The following is a 16,748-nucleotide window of genomic DNA, read 5'->3' on the forward strand; positions in this document are numbered from 1 at the left end:
GACGCTCATGCTCCAGATGCGAAAGAAAGGCCGGCAACGTGTCCATCCCGCCAGAGTGGCAGCGGCGCATTAAGGATGGGTTTCGCGGGCGGGCGGCCCGCGACGGCTTCTGCCAAAAACTGGCGATCCAGTGAAGGACGCGATTTGACCGCTTCATCCCGATGCAGACACTGGCAAGCCGAGTCTCGAAAGGCGGAAAATCGCCAAGAGCTGTCATTGCCAACGACAGGGGTTGAACCTGCACCCGCTACCGGGCGCGCTGTAGCGCGGCGTCTACCAGTTCCGCCACGTTGGCGGGCCAATCTACCTCAAACGGCATTGGTGTTCCATTGCTGTCGCTCGAGGGAGGCCCGGCCTGTCGGAGGAATGTCGCCGAGAATGCACGCTCGTGACTTTCAGCTAGCGCAAAGTCCAGAGGTCTTGACTATCGCTCGATTTATCGCGGGAACTTCTGCAGCCTGCCTGCCCACTCGATAGAGCCCCCCCATCTGTCGCAGCCAAACGCTGGTCGATCCGGGCCAACAATCGTTTTTCCGCATCGGTCGTTGCTTTGGCCAAAGCCTGTGCCGCGATCAATCGAAGCTCAATGATGTGCTCTTTTGAAAGAACGTGCGGGCACTCGAGTATGTTACTGATCATGCCCTCATCATCAAACACTATCAGGTCCGACCAATCCTGGGGCGTCCAAGGCCAGTACGCCCTGAAAACAAGGTAGTCTTGGAAAGAAAAATACGAAATGCCACGTCCATCAAGGTAGCCGTCGCCGCGCTTGTCCTCGCAATTGGAATCGACAACTAGCTGGACAGACGCCCAGCTACCCTTTGCCATCCATGCCACACATCCTGAGCTCAGCGCTCGTTTCCAGGTCCAAGTCCAATCCCCCTTGAGAGACCAAGCAGCCTCAGCTTCTTTGGGAACACCTGACGGTCGCTGAGGCGCGCAGCTTGTCAGAATGAGGCACGCCACCAAGAACGCGAGTGTCCTCGAAACTCCAGACATGCCTGCCTCCTGTTCAAAGTTTCTTGCCATAGTTGGCTCACTTGGACAATGTCCGAAAGGGGCCAATATCGACCGTTGGGGCCGCAATGGTCGAATGTCTTCTATTGCGCCCAATACAGGCCCTCACTCTTCCTCGTCCCACTCCACGATCCAGTCTTCCATGTCTTCCTCGAACACGGTGTCTTCGGATACCGTCTTTCCACGCACGGAATTGCCTGTCGTGTGCACGCGCTCCGGGTCGCCGCAGACGAGGTAGTGCCAGTCAGGTAAGTCCTTGCCGTCCATGACCAGCCGGTAGGCGCAGGTCTTCGGCATCCAGTTGATTTCCTCGATGCCCGCGGGGGTCAGCTTCACGCAGTCTTCAACAATGGATTTGCGATTCACATAATTCGTACACTGGCAGGTCGTGCCATCCAGCAGCTTGCAGTGCAGCTTCGTATAGGCAATCTCGCCCGTGTCCTCGTCTTCCAGTTTCAAGAGGCAGCATTTGCCACAGCCGTCGCACAGCGATTCCCACTCCTGCGGGTTCATCTCGTGGAGTGTCTTGGTTTTCCAGAACGGTTCGCTCATGCCAGCTGCGCGGTCCAGTCCGGCTTCTTCTCGATCAGCGCGGTCGCATACCAGCAGGAGGAAGAGACCTTGTCGCCCGCCGCAATCGCGTCTTCCATCGCGCGCGTCACAAGGCGCTTGCCAAGGCCGCGCCCGCCAATCTTGTCCGGCACGATCGTGTGCGTGATGTGAATGCGGTCCTTCGCCGGTCGCTCATAGGTCAGGTAGGCCTCGGTCCCGTCGATCACCAGGCTGTAGCGGCGTGCGGTGGCATCATGCGTGATGGTCTCGCCGCTCATGCCAGCACGTCCTGCCATTCCGGGTGCTTGCCGATCTGCGCCTTGGCATAGGGGCAAAGCGGAATGATCTTTACGCCATTCTTGCGCGCGTCTTCCACGCCGCGCTTGACCAGCGCGAGGCCAACGCCCTTGCCGGCAAGGGCCTGCGGCACGGCAGTATGGTCAATGATGATGCGGCTTGTGCCGGCCTTGGAAAAGGTCATCTCGGCTTCATGACCGTCCACAACGGCCACATAACGCCCGCCCGTGGGGCCATCTTCGAGTGTGATTGTAATGTCGGTCATGCAAGCTCCATTCTTTGAATGGCCTGAATATAGGGGTTCCGGCGTATCATGTCGCAAGAAAAAGCCGCCCAATAAGGGCGGCCCTGGGAAGGTGTTTCAAAACCCGCCGTGCGGGCTTACTTTTTCTTGAAGGCATCTTTCACGTCGCCAGCCGTCTTGCGGGCTTCACCTTCAACCTTGTCGGCTTTGCCTTTCATTTCGAGCGACTTGTCGCCCATGGCCTTGCCTGTCGCTTCCTTCACCGAACCTTCGGCTTTTTTGGCAGCGCCCTTGATGTGTTCCTTATCCATAATGGTGTCCTTTCTTGCGGCCGCTTTATTGCGGTCATTCAATCAACGCGTGACTTGGCAAATCGTTGGATTAAATCTCGGAGAGCTGCAGTGTTCTGGCCAGATCGATGAAATTAGGCTAGGCTTTCACCATGAGCAAAGACCTGAAATCATTGGGGCATTTCCAGCCCGGCGACGTCGTTTCCATCCCCTTTGGCGGGGTGCTGACGCATTATGGCGTGGTCACCGCGCGCGGCACGGTTATCTCTAATTCGCGCAAGCATGACGGCGTCACCGAACAGTCGCTGGAAGACTTTTCGGCAGGTCGCCGCATCAGGCATCATGGCCAGTCCACCGGCGCCGATCCGCTCCATGTCGAGGCCCGCGCCCGCCGCGCGCTTGGCGCATCCTATCGCCTTGCCGGTTCCAATTGCGGTGACTTTGTCGGCCACGTTCACCGCCGCAAGCCCACTGTCACACAGGTTGGCCGCGCATCGCTCATGGCCCTCGGCGACCTGATCGGGAATTCCCGCAGGTTTCGCTAGCGAGAGCGCTCATCCTGAGCGAAGTCGAAGGACGGGCGCGGGTGAGGCAGTGGCTGTGCAACTCCCCGCGCATCCGCTAGTTCAGCCTGAATGGCCCGCCTGCTCACACCTCCAGAGATTGACTGGCGCGACGACGGCACCCCCGTCGCCCGCGCGCATGATGATGTCTACTTCACCGCCGGTGACGGCCTGGCGGAAACGCGCGCCGTTTTCCTCCAAGGCTGCGGCCTGCCGGAGGCTTGGGCAGACAGGGACGTCTACACCATCGCCGAAACCGGTTTCGGCACCGGCCTCAATTTCCTTGCCCTCTGGCAGCTATGGGAAATGCACCGGCCCTCGCCCACGGCCCGCCTCCACTTTGTCAGTTTCGAAGCCTTCCCGCTCCACGCCGAAGACGCCGCCCGCGCCCTCGCCACCTACCCGGAACTGGAAGAGCTGGCCGCCCTCCTGATTTCCAAATGGCCGGGACCCGTCCAGGGCGTGCGCCGCATGGTCTGGCCGGAGGCCGGCATCAGCCTCACGCTCCATCTGGGTGACATTCGCGAGGCCCTCCCCGCCGCCCGCTTCCGCGCCGACGCATGGTTCCTTGATGGCTTCAGCCCGGCCAAGAATGAAGACATGTGGGGCGAGTGGATCTATCCCGAACTCTCCCTCCATTCCGCGCCAGGTGCACGCCTCGGCACGTTCACCGTCGCGGGCGCCGTTCGCCGGGGGCTGGCAGGTGCCGGATTTGAGGTCACGCGCCAGCCGGGCCATGGCCGCAAGCGCGAACGCCTCGAAGCGACAATCGAAACACCCATGGAATCCCCGCCAGACCCCCGCATTGTCCCGGGAACGGTCCGCGAATGGTCCGGGAATGGTCAGGCAAATACCCGTATTGCCGTCATCGGTGGCGGCATAGCGGGCGCTTCTGCCGCCCGCGCGCTGATGGATGCAGGGGCTGAGGTCACCGTGTTCGACAAGGCGCCCGAAGTCGCCAGTGGCGCCAGCGGCAACAAGCTGGCCCTGTTGATGCCACGCCTGGATGCGGGCGACACGGTGCAGGCAAGATTGCTCATCGACGCCTATCTCGCCGCCCGCAGCGCCTATGAAACCCTGCCCGGCGTCACCGAAACCGATGTGCGCCAGATTCCAAAGGACGAGACGGATCGTACACGCTTCGCCAAGCTGCTCGCCGACCCGCCCTTGCCGCTGGAAGACCTTGAATCCATTCAGAATGGTGGCCTGCTGCACAAGCGCGCCATGATCCTGCACCCCGCCCGGCTCATCCCCGCCTTGCTCGCCGGCGCCACAATGCGCCTTGGCGAGGCGGCCAGGCTCGACATGCCCGCCCGCACCGTGAACGGCGAGGCCTTCGATGCGATCATCCTCGCAAACGCAATGGATACAGCAGAACAGCTGCCATGGCTGAAGCTCACCGCCCGCCTCGGCCAGGTCGAATGGGTGGGCGATGCGGCCACCGCCCCACCCGACGCCGTCACCAGCGGCACCTATGCCCTCGCCGACGGTCCGGACCGCCTCTGGGGCGCCACGTTCGAGCCTTCACCTGCTGGTATCATTACGATTTCCGACGCGGCCCGCGCCGAGAATGCAAAGGGCCTCGAAACCCTCTCGCCCTGGTGGATCCGCGATGCCCGCGATCACACACCGGTCTCCCGCGCGGCCTTGCGGGCCACCACGATTGATCGCCTGCCGCTGTTCGGCCCGGTGCCTGACCATGCGGCGACGCTCGACCTGTTTGACGGCCTGAAAAAAGGGCGCCCGGTGAATGCGGACGCCCCTGTTTTACCGGGTATTTTTATCGTGAACGGCTTCGGCGCGCGTGGGTTTACCTGGGGGCCGTGGGCCGGCGGCATCCTGGCCGCCATGATCCTTGGGGGTCCGGCCCCGGCGCCGGCTGACGCGCTTGCGGCGGTCAGCCCGGTGCGCCTCATCCTGCGCGACCTGAAGCGGGGAGACGCCTAGGCGGCGCGCACGAAGGAGAGGTGGAGTAACCCGCCATTCTCGTGCGGCGCCAGCGTCATCTCCAGTCCGCCCACCTCGACCGCTACGCCGCCATGCAGGCTGGCCACGGCCGCGATGGCCAGGACGATCAGTACGGCTACGCCTCCGAGCAGCCAATTATTGTAAAGCAGTGTCCCCTTGCTCATTGTTCCGGTCCTTTGTCGGGTTTGAAGGTTAAGTCATCAAGTCAGGTTGGGGTGGTTTCTAGTTGCCGCGTTCCAGGTCGCGGAATTCCTTGCGCAGGCGCCATTCGTCGGAGGTCACCTTGCGCTCGATGGATTGCAGGCGCTCGTCGAGGTCCATGAACGTATACTTCAGGTGACCGAACGTCGCCCGCGGGCGGTCTGACACGCCCCGCCAGAAGGCATCTTCCTCGGGCGTGATCATGCGGCCAAGCGGGGTGCGCGGCGTGATGATCCAGATCGTCATATAGATGATAATCGAGAGCGGGCCGAACATGAAGAGCGTCGCAAGCACGAAGAGGACGCGGATCAGGATGGGTTCCCAGCCGAACCGTTCGGCGAGGCCGCCGCAGACACCGGCAATCACCTTGTCATTGCGCGAGCGATAGAAGCGCTTCGGGTTGGGAGACCGGTACTCCGAGGCGGAGTCGGGGTCGGAATAGGGGCGGGTCATGGGCGTGTTCCTTTAGTCGTCGAGGGTTGAGCGGGGGCGGCGCACGGGGCGGCCGCGCTCCCTTGTGTCGTCATCATCGTGGGCCAGAAGGGCTTCCAGCGTCTCGAGCCGGCGTTCCATCGCCTTGGCCGAGCGCCAGAGGTCTTCCAGCATCCGCTCGTCATCAGGCTGCAGTGTCTTCTGCCGGCGCCACTGGGAAACATAGTGGAGCACCATTCCGGGCAGGAAGACGAAGATGCTGAGGATGGCAACGAGAGCTATGAGGCCTTCATCCATGGCTTAGCCCTCCCGCCGCTCTTCGCGATACTGGGCGACCAGGCCGGGCGTGCAGACGACCGCGAGAAAGCCGAACAGGCATACGAGTGAGAATACCATGGATCAGGCCTCCGATTTCGAGGACTTGGACGACGACTTGGAACGCTTGGCTTTCAGGGCTTCAAGTTCCTTCTCGACGCTCTCGTTCTGCTCAAGGGCTGCGAATTCGGCTTCGAGGCTTGGCTCGCGGCCCTTGATCGTGTCGGCATAGGCTTCCATTTCGTCGACCTTGCGCTCGATCGTGTTGTAGCGGGCCAGCGCATCGTCGACCCGGCCGTCATAGACCTGGCTGCGAACGCGGATGCGCTGTTCCGCGGCTTCGCGGCGCATCATCAGCGAGCGATGCTTGGCCTTGGCTTCGTCCAGCTTGGCTTGCAGCTTGCCGAGATCTTCCTGGCGCTTTTCAAAGGCTTCTTCGGCGGCGTCCATGGCGGCCTTGCGGCGAACGATTTCGCCTTCGGCCTTTTGTTTGGCAATCAGCGCACCGCGGGCGAGGTCTTCGCGACCCTTGTCGATGGCAAGTTCGGCCTTGGCGGCCCATTCGTCGCGGGCCGACGTGAAGTGGACGATTTCGCGTTCCATTTCCTTCTTGTCGGCCATGGCGCGGGCGGCAGCCGTGCGGACTTCGACCAGCGTGTCTTCCATTTCCTGGATGATCAGGCGGGCGATTTTTTCGGGGTTTTCAGCACCGTCCAGCATCGCGTTGATGTTGGAGTTGATGATGTCACCGAGGCGGGAGAACAGACCCATGTGGGTATCCTTTCGTATTTGACTGGGGGGATTAGAAGAAGAGGCCGCCGAGGAAGACGCCGACGCCGAAAAACATCCAGCTTTCGGCGGGGCGGGTCGACAGCCAGCGGCCAAATCGGCCAGCGTCGCTGCGAGCTTCTGTTCGGTAATTGCGGTCGTCCATCTTGGGCTTGGTCCTTCTTGTTGAATGCGACGCCCCGTCGCTCTGAGTGCCAATCTCATTTCAAGGACCGTGCCAAGTGAAAATTAATTTCCTAGAGCATTGAAATATATAAGAAAAAAAGATTCAGGCTTGATCTCGTTAATGTTTGTTTGGCTAAATACACTAAAAAATTAGTCGTATTTACATAACATAATGGCTAAATAAGCCTCATGATTGGCGAAACCACCCAGCTTATTGGTGAGGCTCCGGCCTGGCTCAGCGCGCAGGAGCATGTCTCGCGTGTCGCGCCGCTTGAGCGCCCGATCCTCGTGATCGGCGAACGCGGCACCGGCAAGGAGCTGATCGGCGAGCGGCTTCACTTCCTGTCAAAGCGCTGGGAAGGCCCGTTCATCAAGGTCAATTGCGCGGCGCTGTCTGAGCAATTGCTGGATTCCGAACTGTTCGGCCACGAGCGCGGCGCCTTCACCGGCGCCACCGAGCAGCGCAAGGGCCGGTTCGAACTCGCCGACGGTGGCACGATCTTCCTCGACGAAATCGCGACGGCCAGCCAGCAAGTGCAGGAAAAACTGCTGCGCATCGTGGAATATGGGGAATTCCAGCGCCTCGGCGGCTCACGCGTGCTCAGCACCAATGTGCGCATCGTGGCGGCCACGAATGCCGATCTGCCCGCCATGGCCGAACGCAACGAATTCCGCGCCGACCTGCTGGATCGGCTCGCGTTTGATGTCATCACGCTGCCTCCGCTGCGTGCCCGGCCGGGCGATGCGAGCCTGTTGGCGGATTTCTTCGCCCGGCGCATGGCGATTGAGATGGCGCAGGACTTCCCCGGGTTCGCGCCCTCAGCCGTCGCTGCCATCGAAAGCCATGACTGGCCCGGCAATGTGCGTGAATTGCGCAATTTCGCCCAGCGACTGGCTCATCGCTCCATGCTGGAGGCGCCTGACGAGCCTGTGCGGTTCGATCCGGCGGCTTTGGACCCTTTCGCATCTCCCTGGCGCCCGGGCGCGGTCTCTAAGGCGGAACCCGTCCGTGCCGCCTCCCAAGCTGAACCGGCGCTCAGCGCGCGGCATGGACCGGTTGATTTCAATGCCGAGGTAGCCCAGGTAGAGCTTCGCCTGATTGATGAAGCGATGGCAGGCGCACAAGGCCATCAGGGCAGGGCGGCTGAGGCACTCGGCCTCACATATCACCAGTTTCGCGGCCTCCTGAAGAAGCACGGATATGGCAAGAAAACGAGCACGTCTGAGGGCGTTTAGACGGGCTGGAGAAAGATTAACCTTGGATAAGCAAGGGTTTTCGCCAAATCGATTCGCGTCGGACTCAAATCTGCGCCATACTTCCAGGTCTCGAATAGCAAAGGAGACCGCCCATGCAGATACAGATTACTGGCAAGCATATGGATCTCGGGGAGGCTCTCAGGAGCCGCATCGAAGACGGCCTGGAGGCGGCAGTCAGTAAGTATTTCAATCGCACGGGAGAGGCGAGCGTTTACGTCTCGCAGCAAGGCCATCTCGTCGAGGTGGATTGCAACGTTCACCTTCCCTCCGGCATCGTGCTGCAATCGACCGGAAAGGCAGGCGATCCCTACGCTGCCCTGGAAGACAGCCTCGGCAAAATGGAAAAGCGCGTGCGCCGCTACAAGCGCCGCCTGAAAGACCACCACGCCAACCCGTCCGCGCCCCTTCCGGCTGAAATGGCAACGGGCGCCGTGTTCAAGCTCAATGGAAACGGAGCCGATACCGATGATTTCGACGACGAAATCGAGGATATCTCGGATGTGCCGCTGACCGTGGCGGAAACCTCCATAAGCATTCGCAAAATGAGCGTTTCCGAAGCCGTGATGCAGCTCGAACTGCAAGAGGTGCCTGCGCTCATGTTCAGGAATGCTGGCCATGATGGCCTGAATATGGTCTACCGCCGCCCGGATGGGCACATCGGCTGGGTTGACCCGGCCAATACTCCCAGGAACTGAAGCCCGCATACGGAAGCAGCGTTTATGGCAACCGATCTCAGCTCCCTGCTCAAAGGCGGGATCATTCTTCCTTGTTTCGAGGCGACCAGCCGGAAACAGGCCTTGCATGCCCTGTCTGAAGAGCTTGGGCGTGTGACGGGGATTTCCGCACGCGAAATCGAGGATTCCGTCATGGAGCGGGAACGTCTCGGCTCGACGGGTGTGGGAGAAGGCGTTGCCATTCCGCATGCGCGTGTCGAGGGCATCGACGCGCCGATCGGCGGTTTCATGCGTCTGGCGACAGGCGTCGACTTTGAAGCCATCGACGACCGGCCCTGCGACCTGATCTTCATGCTGCTGGCGCCTTTGTCGGCGGGCGCCGACCACTTGCGGGCGCTTGCGCAAGTCAGCCGGGTTTTCCGTCAGCCAGCGGTGCGTGATGCGCTGCGTGAAGCCAACACGGTTGAGGATGTCAAAGCCATCATCTGCAAGGAATCAGTCGAAACCTCGATCTGATTTCCGACGCACAAAATTAAAAAGCCCGCTGGTTCACATCAGCGGGCTTTTTTTGTTTTTGAGGGCAGGACGCTTCAGCCTTCACTCGGCTTGTTTTCGATAAAACCGCGATTTTTGAGGAGGGGCTCAATCGTCGGGTCCGAGCCGCGGAAATTGCGGTAGAGGTCATCGGCCTCACGCATGCCGCCGGCCTCGTAAATCCATTTCTTCAGTTTGGCCGCCAGCTCCGGATTGTAGATATCGCCTGTCTCCTTGAAGGCGGCGAACCCGTCGGCATCGAGAATTTCTGCCCAGAGATAACCATAATACCCGGCCGAATATCCGCCTGCGAATATATGGCTGAAATATTGCGAGCGATAGCGCGGCTCGATTTCCGGCGGGATTCCATAGTCTTCCAGAACCTGTTTCTCGAAGGCGCGCGCGTCGGTGATCTTTGCGGCTTCCTCGGAAGACAGCGAGTGCCAGCGCAGGTCGAGCAGGGAAGCGGCGATATACTCGGTTGTCTTGAAGCCCTGGTTGAAGGTCGCAGCGGCGTTCATCTTGTCGACCAGTTCGAGCGGAATGACCTCGCCTGTCTTGTAGTGCTTCGCATATTTGGCCAGCACTTCCGGGTCGTCTGCCCAGTGCTCCAGCAGCTGGGACGGAAATTCGGTATAGTCCTTGGGCCCATCGACACCGGAAAAGGTCGAATATTTTACCTGGGTCAGCATGCTGTGCAAGCCGTGACCGAACTCGTGGAATACGGTCTCAACCTCATCATAGGAGAGCAAGGTCGGCTCGCCCTTGGCCGGAGGCGTGATGTTCAGGTTGTTGACCACGATGGGTCGGATGTTCTCATCCACGTTCGAGGCATTGCGGAATGAACTCATCCACGCGCCGCCGCGTTTGGAGCTGCGCGAATACATGTCGGCCATGAACAGGCCAAGATGCTCGCCGGTCGCACTGTCCTTCACGTCCCACGCCTGGACGTGCGGGTTCCATGTGTCTGTCGGGACGAGTGTGAAGCTGATATTGAAAAGATGGCTGGCGACATCAAAGACGCCCTGCCGCACAGCGCCGATTTCGAAATAGGGCTTCAGCGCATTGCCATCGAAGGCATATCGCGCCTGGCGCACTTTATCGGCGTAGAACCACCAGTCCTGGCCTTCCAGCTGGAAGTCATCGCTGATCAGCGCCTGCATGTCAGCGCGCTCTTCTTTCGCACGGACAAGGGCGGGTTCTAGTACGCGCACAAGGAAGGCTTCGGCCTGCTCGGGTGTCTTGGCCATACGTGGCGCCAACTGATAGGCTGCGTGGGATGTGTATCCCATCAGCTCGGCCCGTTTGGCGCGCAGCTGCGCAATCCGTATCAGGATGGGTCCATTGTCATGTTCGCCGGATGAGGCGCGCAGGCGGTAGCCGTCGAACATCTGCTTGCGCAGGTCACGGTTTTCGCCCTCGGTCATGAAGGTCTCGTAGACGGAACGGTCGACCGTCAGGATCCATTTGTCCTCGCCGTCCACCTTGATGGCATTCTTGAAATCGTCCGACAGGCCGGCAAGCGATGCTTCGTCAGTCACCTCAATCTTGAACGACTTTGTTGCCAGCAGCAGGTTCTTGCCGAATTCGGTTGTCAGACTGGAGAGTTCCGCATTGATCGCGGCCACCTCTGCCTTCGCGTCCGGGCTAAGCGCGGCGCCCTGGCGCACGAAACTGCGATGGGTCAGTTCCAGCAGGCGGGCGTCCTGTTCGTCCAGCCCGAGCCGGTCGCGCTTCGCGTAGACAGCCTGCACCCGTTCGAAGAGGGCAGGGTTAAAGCTGATCGCATCGGATTCCCGCGTCAGCATCGGGTAGATTTCCGATTCAAGCGCGCTGAGCGTGTCGTTCGTATCCGTATTGGTGATGTTGCCGAATGTCTTCATCACCTTGTCGAGCGATGCACCGGTCTGGTCGAGTGCCACGATTGTGTTCTCGAATGTGGGCGCATCAGGATTATCGACGATCGTGGCAATTTCGGCGCGCTGTTCCAGAATGCCCTTCTTCACAGCCGGCAAGTAATGCGTGTCGCGGATGTCGTTAAATGGCGGCACGCCGAAATCGGCGGTCCATTCGCGGCGGAAAGGATTGTCACGCAACTCGGCTTCCGTGACCGCTATTTCCGGCAGCGCTGAGGCTGCGGGTGCGGCTGGTGCAACGGCCTCGCTCTCATCGCTGGATGTCTTTTCGCAGGCAGGGAGAGTCAGGGTTAGCGCGGCGGCTGCGCCGAGCACAATATGCTTTGGGGTCATCAAGTGTCCTCAGACTGGTTATGTCCGGTTTATCTTCAAACCCCGGCAAAAACCAGCTTGCCTAAGCGGCTTAGACTGCCAAGCGTGAAAGTGTCGCGTGATATTCGGCAATCGTTTCCTCGAATATCTGCGCCACTGGCTTCACGTCATGGATACGGCCCGCCACCTGTCCCGTCAGCGCAATGCCCGCTTCAAGGTCGCCGCCGAAGTACACGGCCTGCGTATCGGCAAACTCACCGAATATGTTCGGGCTGCCTTCGGTTTCGAGCCGTGTCGTGCGCTCGGTGCGCAGCGCCCGCAGGGCAGGGCCCGGGCCAGAACGGTTGAGGAAGACTGTGTCGGTCGCCTCCGCGTTCACGATCGCGTCCTTCCAGTTCTGGTGCACAGGGCTTTCGGCAGACGAGAGAATGCGCGTGCCCATCAGCACGCCTTCAGCGCCGAGCGCAAAGGCCGCTGCCATCGTGCGGCCATCCGTAATGCCGCCCGCTGCAACAACCGGCACGTTCACCTTTTCGCAGACGAGCGGGATCAGAACCATGGAGGCGACGTCTTTCGGGTTCTTGAAGCCGCCACCTTCGCCGCCCTCGACGATCAGGCCGTCAACGCCTGCCTCGATGGCGCGCAGCGCGCCTTGCAGGCTCGGCACGACGTGGAACACGGTCAGGCCTGCCTCTTTGAGCATGCTGGTGTATTTCATCGGGTCACCCGCCGATGTCGTGACGAACTTGATGCCCTGATTGATGATGAAGTCGACAATGTTTGGGTCGCGCACAAAGGCCTGCGCCACATTCACGCCGAAAGGCTTGTCGGTCAGGTCGCGCATCTTGAGGATTTCCTCACGCACAGCGTCCAGTTCGCCGGACGAGGTTTCGATAATGCCCATGCCGCCGGCATTGGAGACGGCTGAGGAGAGATGCGAGCGGGCGATCCAGCCCATGGCGGCCTGAATGATCGGCTTTTCGATGCCCAGCATTTCGGTGATGCGGGTCTTTACGGGCTTGCTTGTCATGAACGTCTCCTGCCTTTGTTTTCCTGTTTGGTGCGGGCCTGCCCCAAGGGCAGCGCAAGTCGCTTAGCTGCCGCGTGGAACCGGCGTGCCGTAGCGATGGGCAAAATGGCGCGCGATGCTGCGGGCGCTCGGCAGGTAGCGCAGGCCATTGGCCTCCTGCACATCAAGGTCCGGATGCACCTGCGTGTCGGGATGCAGCACGAGCGTCGGCGCGTTGTGATTGCCCTCACCAATCAGGGCGACGATCTCTGAGCGTGGATGCTCAAGCCCCACATGCACAATGTCGAGCGCATCGCGGATGGCGGGGAAATAGCTGAGCACGCCCCATATCTCGGCGCATTCCGGGCAGAACTCGCGGCGCCCCTTATCCTCAAATCCCGGCGGTAACAGGAACAGGACATCCTTCGGCATCGATAACTCCTCACATCTATGATCTGCAGGTCATAGTATGAGCGTGCCCCGAAGTCATGGCGTGACACGAACCACTTGCCCCCTATGCTGTCTCGAAAGCTCTGGGAGATATCATTGATGGCCGAGATGCAGCAGATCGTGCTGAAGCGCTATTGCGACGGACCGCCCGTGCCGGAAGACTTTGGGCTGGAGACTGCGGCGCTTCCGGAGCCGAAAGAGGGGCAGTTCCGGGTGGCGCATGTCTGGTGTTCGGTCGATCCCGGCACGCGTTCGCGCCTTTCGGGCGGCGATTCCTATGCGATGGCCCTTCCGCTCGGCAAGCCGATTGACGGCTTTAGCGTCGGCGTCGTGGATGCCAGCCAGAACGAGGCCTATCCGGTTGGCACGAAAGTATTCTGCGCCGGGGGCTGGAAGACGCATTCGATCCAGTCGGGCAGGGGCTTTGTCGGCAAGGTGCCTGAAGCGCCTGTGCCGCTCAGCGCCTGGATCGGTGTCCTTGGCGTGCCAGGCCTGACGGCTTGGTTCGGGATGAAGACGGTCGCAAAGTTCAAGGAAGGCGACGCCGTGCTGGTCACCTCCGCAGGCGGGCCAGTCGGCGCCACGGCGGGGCAGCTCGCAAAGGCCTGGGGTGCATCGAAAGTGGTCGGTATCGCAGGCGCGGATTCCAAGTGCGAATTCCTGACGAGCGAGGCAGGCTTCGATGCGGCCATCAATTACAAGACAGCGACAGACCTGACAGCGGCCATCGCCGAACACTTTCCCAAGGGCGTCGATATCCTGTTCGACAATGTCGGTAATGAGATGGTCAACCGCGTCCTGCCGCTGATGGCGCTCAACGGGCGAATCTGCATTTCAGGACAGGTGGCCGACTATAACCTGACGCCGGAAGAGACGCCCGGCATCGTCAACACAAAGCCCTTCATCACGCACCGTGTGAACATGCAGGGCCTCGTCGTGTTCGATTTCGCCCGCGACTTTCCCGAAGCCCTGCAGACCATGGCGGGCCTGCTGGCGACGGGAAAACTGAAGAGCAACGAAGAACGCTTTAATGGCATCGCCGCCATGCCCGAAGCCTTCTGCGGCCTGTTCCGCGGCGAAAATTTTGGACGACGCGTTGTGAAAGTGGGAGAAGAAGCATGAGCACCAGTTACGATATCACGCAGGATAAATGGCAGCGTTTCACCTTCTCCCGCGAGGGCCGCGTTCTCACCGCCGCGATCACATCGGACCATCCGGTCAATGGCGTGGACGAGCAGATGCACACTGAACTCGCGCTCGTATTCAATTGCCTGCAACGCGACAGCGAGAGCGACATCATCATCCTGACCGCCAAGGGCCGGGCCTTTTGCGCAGGTGGTGATTTCGACTGGTTCGAGGAGCAGATAAACCATCCCGAACGCTTCCGCGCCATCGGTTGGGACGCCAAGCAGATCGTCACGACGCTGCTGAATATGGAAAAGCCGATCATCTGCCGCATGAACGGAGCAGCCGCCGGTCTCGGGGCGACCATCGCGCTGCTCTGCGACATCATCATTGCGGATGAGACGGCCAAGATCGGTGACCCGCACGTGAAGGTTGGCCTTGTGGCTGGCGATGGTGGCGCACTGATCTGGCCGCAGCTGATCGGTTTTGCCAAGGCCAAGGAATTGCTGATGACGGGCGACCTGCTGAGCGCGAAAGAGGCCGAGCGCATCGGTCTCATCAATTATGCCGTTCCCGCAGCGGAGCTTGACGCTAAGGTGCAAGAACTTGTCGCCAAGCTGCAGGCCAATCCGAAATGGGCCGTGCGCTGGACCAAGACGACCGCCAACATTCCGCTGCGTGCGCTGGCGGCCCAGCTCATGGATGCCAGTATCGGCTGGGAGAGCGTGTCGAATTATCTGGGGGATCGCCGCGAAGCTGTCGCGGCCTTCAAGGAAAAACGTGCACCCAAGCTGACGGGTGAATAGAATGCGTCTTCGCTCACCCAGCCACTACGAGTACGCCACTTTGACAGACCTCTGCATGCGGTCAAAGGCGGTTTGGGGTTATCCGGATGACATGCTGGAGGAGTTCCGAGCGGAATTGACCATCGCTGAAGAAGATGTGGAATCAAGCATCGTTATCGTGGCCGACGATATTCGCGGCATTGCCGGTGTCGCCCAGGTCGCGCTGGACGGTGACACGGCCTGGCTCGAGAAACTCTTTGTCGAGCCCACGCGCCTCGGCGAAGGCACTGGCCAGATGATGTATGTTTGGGCCTGCCGCGTTGCGCAGGATTCGGGAGCACGCGACCTCGTGATTGACTGCGATCCTGACGCGATGAAATTCTACATGCGCATGGGCGCCGAGCGGGATGGGGAGGCGGAGTCTCCGTCCATCTCAGGCCGCATGTTGCCGCGCCTTGTGCACAGGCTTCACCCGATGCGATCACGCTGAGCCTTGCGGTCAGGCCGTTCCGGAACGGTCAGCAACCATATCGAATTCGTTGAGCTCCGGCACACGCCCAAAGGCGATCTTGGCCCCGGCATAGCCTCCTGGCGGTTCGTTATGGGTCCCTAGCGAGACAACGCAGGTGCCATGACGGGCGTTCAACGCATCCATCGCGTCGGTCACACGCTCCCAGCGGTGGCGTTCCGAACGGCTGTCCTCATGGTCGAACAGGTCTGCGCTGGCTTCGCCGGTCTGGTTCAGCCCGTGCAGGATGACGGAGACCTTCTTCAGCCGGCTGGTGCGCAGGGCGGCAAGGCCTGTGTCATAGAGCAGGCTCGCCTCGTGCAGGAATGTGTGATCGTCGCGCGCCGGGAAAAAGCTGCGCTCACCGCTCCAGCGCCGCCCGTCGGTGCACGACATGGAAACGGCGAGCATGCTGGCCGTATAATTCTCCCGGCGCAGGCGCCGCGCCGCCTTGGCCGTCAACAGGCGCAGGCATTCGCGCGCCTTGTCAGGCTGGCGCCAGTCATTCGACAGGACACGTCCATGCCCGAACATGCGTCGCACGGTTTCGGGGCGTGACACGGCATAGCCATGCAGCTGAGCCCACATGCGCTCACCTTCGACACTGTTCCATATCTGGCGCGCCTGCTTGGGCGAAAGGTTCCAGAGCTGCTCGACCGTGTAGACGCCGGCGCGGCCAAGGCGCGCATACATGCCACTGGAAATGCCGGGCAGGTCCTGCAGTTCAAGATCGAACAGTCGCCCCGGCAGGTCTTCCGGACGCAGAATGACGAACCCGTTCGGCTTGTCCATTTCTGCGGCGACCTTGGCGAGGAACTGGTTCGGCGCCAGCCCAATGGAGGGCGTCAGCCAGGGCCCGATATTCTGGCGCAGGCCTTCGCGGATGTCTGCGGCGAGGGCTTCGCAGCGCTGGCGCTCAGAGCCGCTAAGCGCGCATTCCATTTCATCGACCGACCAGACCCGGTGCACGGGCGTGTGCCGGTCGATCTCTGCCAGGATCTGGTGATGCAGCTTTACATACACATCGTGCCGCGCCACGGGCAGGGCGATATCCGGGCAGAGCGCCCGCGCCTCGCGCACGGACGTGCCCCGCTTGATGCCGGCCTGCTTGGCGAGATAGCAACGGGCGATAAGGCTCGTATGGTCCGATTGGAGCGGGATGACCCCGACCGGCCGGTCCCGTAATTCCGGGCGCAATTGCTTCTCCGCGTTGGCAAAGAACGCGTCGAAGTCGATGTAGAGGGACTCGATCTCTGTCGGCTGGCGCATACGGGCTCCTGTAAAAGAACATAAGCAGAACATTTTATCCGAGTCGAGCAGTTTAAATGCGGCACACCGCAACGGG

General features: G+C 60.9%; 22 protein-coding genes and 1 tRNA gene. 8 read left to right on the forward strand and 15 right to left on the reverse strand.

The features are described 5' to 3' along the window. Positions 1 to 217 precede the first annotated feature (217 nt). The 6 genes from HOC_RS10195 to HOC_RS21770 form a co-directional block, all read right to left on the reverse strand. Positions 218 to 295 (reverse strand) — tRNA-OTHER (locus HOC_RS10195). Between the two features lie 104 nt (positions 296 to 399). Continuing rightward, positions 400 to 828: a hypothetical protein gene (locus tag HOC_RS10200; RefSeq protein WP_035538167.1), complete on the reverse strand. Its 429-nt coding sequence runs from the start codon at positions 826 to 828 to the stop codon at positions 400 to 402. Between the two features lie 294 nt (positions 829 to 1,122). Continuing rightward, a complete protein-coding gene (locus HOC_RS10205) occupies positions 1,123 to 1,569 on the reverse strand; it encodes a YcgN family cysteine cluster protein (protein WP_035538173.1) in 447 nt (148 codons plus the stop codon). After that, a complete protein-coding gene (locus HOC_RS10210) occupies positions 1,566 to 1,847 on the reverse strand; it encodes a GNAT family N-acetyltransferase (protein WP_035538175.1) in 282 nt (93 codons plus the stop codon). Before HOC_RS10210 ends, HOC_RS10205 begins: the two co-directional genes overlap by 4 nt. After that, a complete protein-coding gene (locus HOC_RS10215) occupies positions 1,844 to 2,131 on the reverse strand; it encodes a GNAT family N-acetyltransferase (RefSeq protein ID WP_035538176.1) in 288 nt (95 codons plus the stop codon). The genes HOC_RS10210 and HOC_RS10215 overlap by 4 nt, the downstream gene beginning before the upstream one ends. Positions 2,132 to 2,247: 116 nt before the next feature. After that, entirely contained in the window at positions 2,248 to 2,421 is a 174-nt protein-coding gene (locus tag HOC_RS21770; RefSeq protein WP_084146251.1) for a CsbD family protein, read from the reverse strand. Positions 2,422 to 2,552: 131 nt separating this feature from the next. Between HOC_RS21770 and HOC_RS10220 the strand changes: the two genes are divergently transcribed. After that, positions 2,553 to 2,945: a hypothetical protein gene (locus HOC_RS10220; protein WP_035538177.1), complete on the forward strand. Its 393-nt coding sequence runs from the start codon at positions 2,553 to 2,555 to the stop codon at positions 2,943 to 2,945. Between the two features lie 90 nt (positions 2,946 to 3,035). Further along, the gene (mnmC, locus tag HOC_RS10225; RefSeq protein ID WP_035538185.1) at positions 3,036 to 4,910 is read left to right on the forward strand and encodes a bifunctional tRNA (5-methylaminomethyl-2-thiouridine)(34)-methyltransferase MnmC2/FAD-dependent 5-carboxymethylaminomethyl-2-thiouridine(34) oxidoreductase MnmC1; all 1,875 of its coding nucleotides are present in this window, start codon (positions 3,036 to 3,038) and stop codon (positions 4,908 to 4,910) included. Here mnmC and HOC_RS10230 read toward each other — a convergent pair. From HOC_RS10230 to HOC_RS22825, 5 genes are all read right to left on the reverse strand, one after another. Further along, a complete protein-coding gene (locus HOC_RS10230; protein ID WP_035538188.1) occupies positions 4,907 to 5,095 on the reverse strand; it encodes a hypothetical protein in 189 nt (62 codons plus the stop codon). The genes mnmC and HOC_RS10230 overlap by 4 nt on opposite strands. Positions 5,096 to 5,153: 58 nt before the next feature. Continuing rightward, entirely contained in the window at positions 5,154 to 5,585 is a 432-nt protein-coding gene (pspC, locus tag HOC_RS10235) for an envelope stress response membrane protein PspC (protein ID WP_035538195.1), read from the reverse strand. Positions 5,586 to 5,597: 12 nt separating this feature from the next. Further along, complete coding sequence (pspB, locus tag HOC_RS10240; RefSeq protein ID WP_035538197.1) at positions 5,598 to 5,861, reverse strand: envelope stress response membrane protein PspB; 264 nt, start codon at positions 5,859 to 5,861, stop codon at positions 5,598 to 5,600. Positions 5,862 to 5,963: 102 nt separating this feature from the next. After that, positions 5,964 to 6,650, reverse strand: coding sequence for a phage shock protein PspA (gene pspA, locus HOC_RS10245; RefSeq protein WP_035538203.1), 687 nt, complete (start codon positions 6,648 to 6,650; stop codon positions 5,964 to 5,966). A gap of 31 nt (positions 6,651 to 6,681) precedes the next feature. After that, on the reverse strand, positions 6,682 to 6,813 hold the full coding sequence (locus HOC_RS22825) for a hypothetical protein (protein WP_277813047.1): 132 nt from the start codon (positions 6,811 to 6,813) through the stop codon (positions 6,682 to 6,684). A gap of 209 nt (positions 6,814 to 7,022) precedes the next feature. On the opposite strand from HOC_RS22825, the gene pspF reads away from it, so the two are divergent. The 3 genes from pspF to HOC_RS10260 all read left to right on the forward strand — a co-directional run bounded on the left by pspF (position 7,023) and on the right by HOC_RS10260 (position 9,280). Then, positions 7,023 to 8,069: a phage shock protein operon transcriptional activator gene (pspF, locus tag HOC_RS10250; protein ID WP_035538207.1), complete on the forward strand. Its 1,047-nt coding sequence runs from the start codon at positions 7,023 to 7,025 to the stop codon at positions 8,067 to 8,069. 113 nt (positions 8,070 to 8,182) lie between these two features. Continuing rightward, positions 8,183 to 8,785: a ribosome hibernation-promoting factor, HPF/YfiA family gene (gene hpf / locus HOC_RS10255; protein ID WP_035538209.1), complete on the forward strand. Its 603-nt coding sequence runs from the start codon at positions 8,183 to 8,185 to the stop codon at positions 8,783 to 8,785. Between the two features lie 24 nt (positions 8,786 to 8,809). Further along, positions 8,810 to 9,280: a PTS sugar transporter subunit IIA gene (locus HOC_RS10260; protein WP_035538210.1), complete on the forward strand. Its 471-nt coding sequence runs from the start codon at positions 8,810 to 8,812 to the stop codon at positions 9,278 to 9,280. 74 nt (positions 9,281 to 9,354) lie between these two features. Here HOC_RS10260 and HOC_RS10265 read toward each other — a convergent pair whose 3' ends face one another. The 3 genes from HOC_RS10265 to HOC_RS10275 form a co-directional block, all read right to left on the reverse strand. Continuing rightward, a complete protein-coding gene (locus HOC_RS10265) occupies positions 9,355 to 11,547 on the reverse strand; it encodes a M3 family metallopeptidase (protein ID WP_035538212.1) in 2,193 nt (730 codons plus the stop codon). A gap of 70 nt (positions 11,548 to 11,617) precedes the next feature. Continuing rightward, a complete protein-coding gene (locus HOC_RS10270) occupies positions 11,618 to 12,556 on the reverse strand; it encodes an NAD(P)H-dependent flavin oxidoreductase (RefSeq protein WP_035538214.1) in 939 nt (312 codons plus the stop codon). A gap of 63 nt (positions 12,557 to 12,619) precedes the next feature. Beyond that, complete coding sequence (locus tag HOC_RS10275; RefSeq protein WP_035538216.1) at positions 12,620 to 12,967, reverse strand: DUF3088 family protein; 348 nt, start codon at positions 12,965 to 12,967, stop codon at positions 12,620 to 12,622. A gap of 117 nt (positions 12,968 to 13,084) precedes the next feature. On the opposite strand from HOC_RS10275, the gene HOC_RS10280 reads away from it, so the two are divergent. Genes HOC_RS10280 through HOC_RS10290 form a run of 3 tightly spaced genes read left to right on the forward strand, consistent with a single transcriptional unit; the run spans position 13,085 to position 15,385 of the window. Then, entirely contained in the window at positions 13,085 to 14,107 is a 1,023-nt protein-coding gene (locus HOC_RS10280) for an NADP-dependent oxidoreductase (protein WP_206741558.1), read from the forward strand. Next, positions 14,104 to 14,916, forward strand: a complete 813-nt coding sequence (locus HOC_RS10285) for an enoyl-CoA hydratase/isomerase family protein (protein WP_035538217.1) — start codon at positions 14,104 to 14,106, stop codon at positions 14,914 to 14,916. Before HOC_RS10280 ends, HOC_RS10285 begins: the two co-directional genes overlap by 4 nt. Before the next feature lies 1 nt (position 14,917). Further along, positions 14,918 to 15,385: a GNAT family N-acetyltransferase gene (locus tag HOC_RS10290; RefSeq protein WP_084146252.1), complete on the forward strand. Its 468-nt coding sequence runs from the start codon at positions 14,918 to 14,920 to the stop codon at positions 15,383 to 15,385. A 9-nt stretch (positions 15,386 to 15,394) separates the two neighbouring features. Here the strand turns inward: HOC_RS10290 and HOC_RS10295 are convergent, their stop codons facing one another. Then, positions 15,395 to 16,672, reverse strand: a complete 1,278-nt coding sequence (locus tag HOC_RS10295; RefSeq protein WP_035538222.1) for a Y-family DNA polymerase — start codon at positions 16,670 to 16,672, stop codon at positions 15,395 to 15,397. Between the last annotated feature and the right edge of the window lie 76 nt (positions 16,673 to 16,748).

Source organism: Hyphomonas oceanitis SCH89 (genome assembly GCF_000685295.1).
Taxonomy (GTDB): Bacteria; Pseudomonadota; Alphaproteobacteria; order Caulobacterales; family Hyphomonadaceae; genus Hyphomonas; species Hyphomonas oceanitis.

Excerpts from the sequence above, each read along its gene's own strand:
- HOC_RS10220 (WP_035538177.1), top strand. The coding sequence starts at position 2,553 with ATGAGCAAAGACCTGAAATCATTGGGGCATTTCCAGCCCGGCGACGTC.
- HOC_RS10265 (WP_035538212.1), bottom strand. The coding sequence starts at position 11,547 with ATGACCCCAAAGCATATTGTGCTCGGCGCAGCCGCCGCGCTAACCCTG.
- HOC_RS22825 (WP_277813047.1), bottom strand. The coding sequence starts at position 6,813 with ATGGACGACCGCAATTACCGAACAGAAGCTCGCAGCGACGCTGGCCGA.
- HOC_RS21770 (WP_084146251.1), bottom strand. The coding sequence starts at position 2,421 with ATGGATAAGGAACACATCAAGGGCGCTGCCAAAAAAGCCGAAGGTTCG.
- HOC_RS10275 (WP_035538216.1), bottom strand. The coding sequence starts at position 12,967 with ATGCCGAAGGATGTCCTGTTCCTGTTACCGCCGGGATTTGAGGATAAG.
- mnmC (WP_035538185.1), top strand. The coding sequence starts at position 3,036 with ATGGCCCGCCTGCTCACACCTCCAGAGATTGACTGGCGCGACGACGGC.
- HOC_RS10210 (WP_035538175.1), bottom strand. The coding sequence starts at position 1,847 with ATGAGCGGCGAGACCATCACGCATGATGCCACCGCACGCCGCTACAGC.
- HOC_RS10290 (WP_084146252.1), top strand. The coding sequence starts at position 14,918 with ATGCGTCTTCGCTCACCCAGCCACTACGAGTACGCCACTTTGACAGAC.
- pspC (WP_035538195.1), bottom strand. The coding sequence starts at position 5,585 with ATGACCCGCCCCTATTCCGACCCCGACTCCGCCTCGGAGTACCGGTCT.
- HOC_RS10205 (WP_035538173.1), bottom strand. The coding sequence starts at position 1,569 with ATGAGCGAACCGTTCTGGAAAACCAAGACACTCCACGAGATGAACCCG.
- HOC_RS10280 (WP_206741558.1), top strand. The coding sequence starts at position 13,085 with ATGGCCGAGATGCAGCAGATCGTGCTGAAGCGCTATTGCGACGGACCG.
- HOC_RS10295 (WP_035538222.1), bottom strand. The coding sequence starts at position 16,672 with ATGCGCCAGCCGACAGAGATCGAGTCCCTCTACATCGACTTCGACGCG.
- pspF (WP_035538207.1), top strand. The coding sequence starts at position 7,023 with ATGATTGGCGAAACCACCCAGCTTATTGGTGAGGCTCCGGCCTGGCTC.
- HOC_RS10270 (WP_035538214.1), bottom strand. The coding sequence starts at position 12,556 with ATGACAAGCAAGCCCGTAAAGACCCGCATCACCGAAATGCTGGGCATC.
- hpf (WP_035538209.1), top strand. The coding sequence starts at position 8,183 with ATGCAGATACAGATTACTGGCAAGCATATGGATCTCGGGGAGGCTCTC.
- pspA (WP_035538203.1), bottom strand. The coding sequence starts at position 6,650 with ATGGGTCTGTTCTCCCGCCTCGGTGACATCATCAACTCCAACATCAAC.
- HOC_RS10285 (WP_035538217.1), top strand. The coding sequence starts at position 14,104 with ATGAGCACCAGTTACGATATCACGCAGGATAAATGGCAGCGTTTCACC.
- HOC_RS10200 (WP_035538167.1), bottom strand. The coding sequence starts at position 828 with ATGGCAAAGGGTAGCTGGGCGTCTGTCCAGCTAGTTGTCGATTCCAAT.
- HOC_RS10230 (WP_035538188.1), bottom strand. The coding sequence starts at position 5,095 with ATGAGCAAGGGGACACTGCTTTACAATAATTGGCTGCTCGGAGGCGTA.
- HOC_RS10215 (WP_035538176.1), bottom strand. The coding sequence starts at position 2,131 with ATGACCGACATTACAATCACACTCGAAGATGGCCCCACGGGCGGGCGT.
- HOC_RS10260 (WP_035538210.1), top strand. The coding sequence starts at position 8,810 with ATGGCAACCGATCTCAGCTCCCTGCTCAAAGGCGGGATCATTCTTCCT.
- pspB (WP_035538197.1), bottom strand. The coding sequence starts at position 5,861 with ATGGATGAAGGCCTCATAGCTCTCGTTGCCATCCTCAGCATCTTCGTC.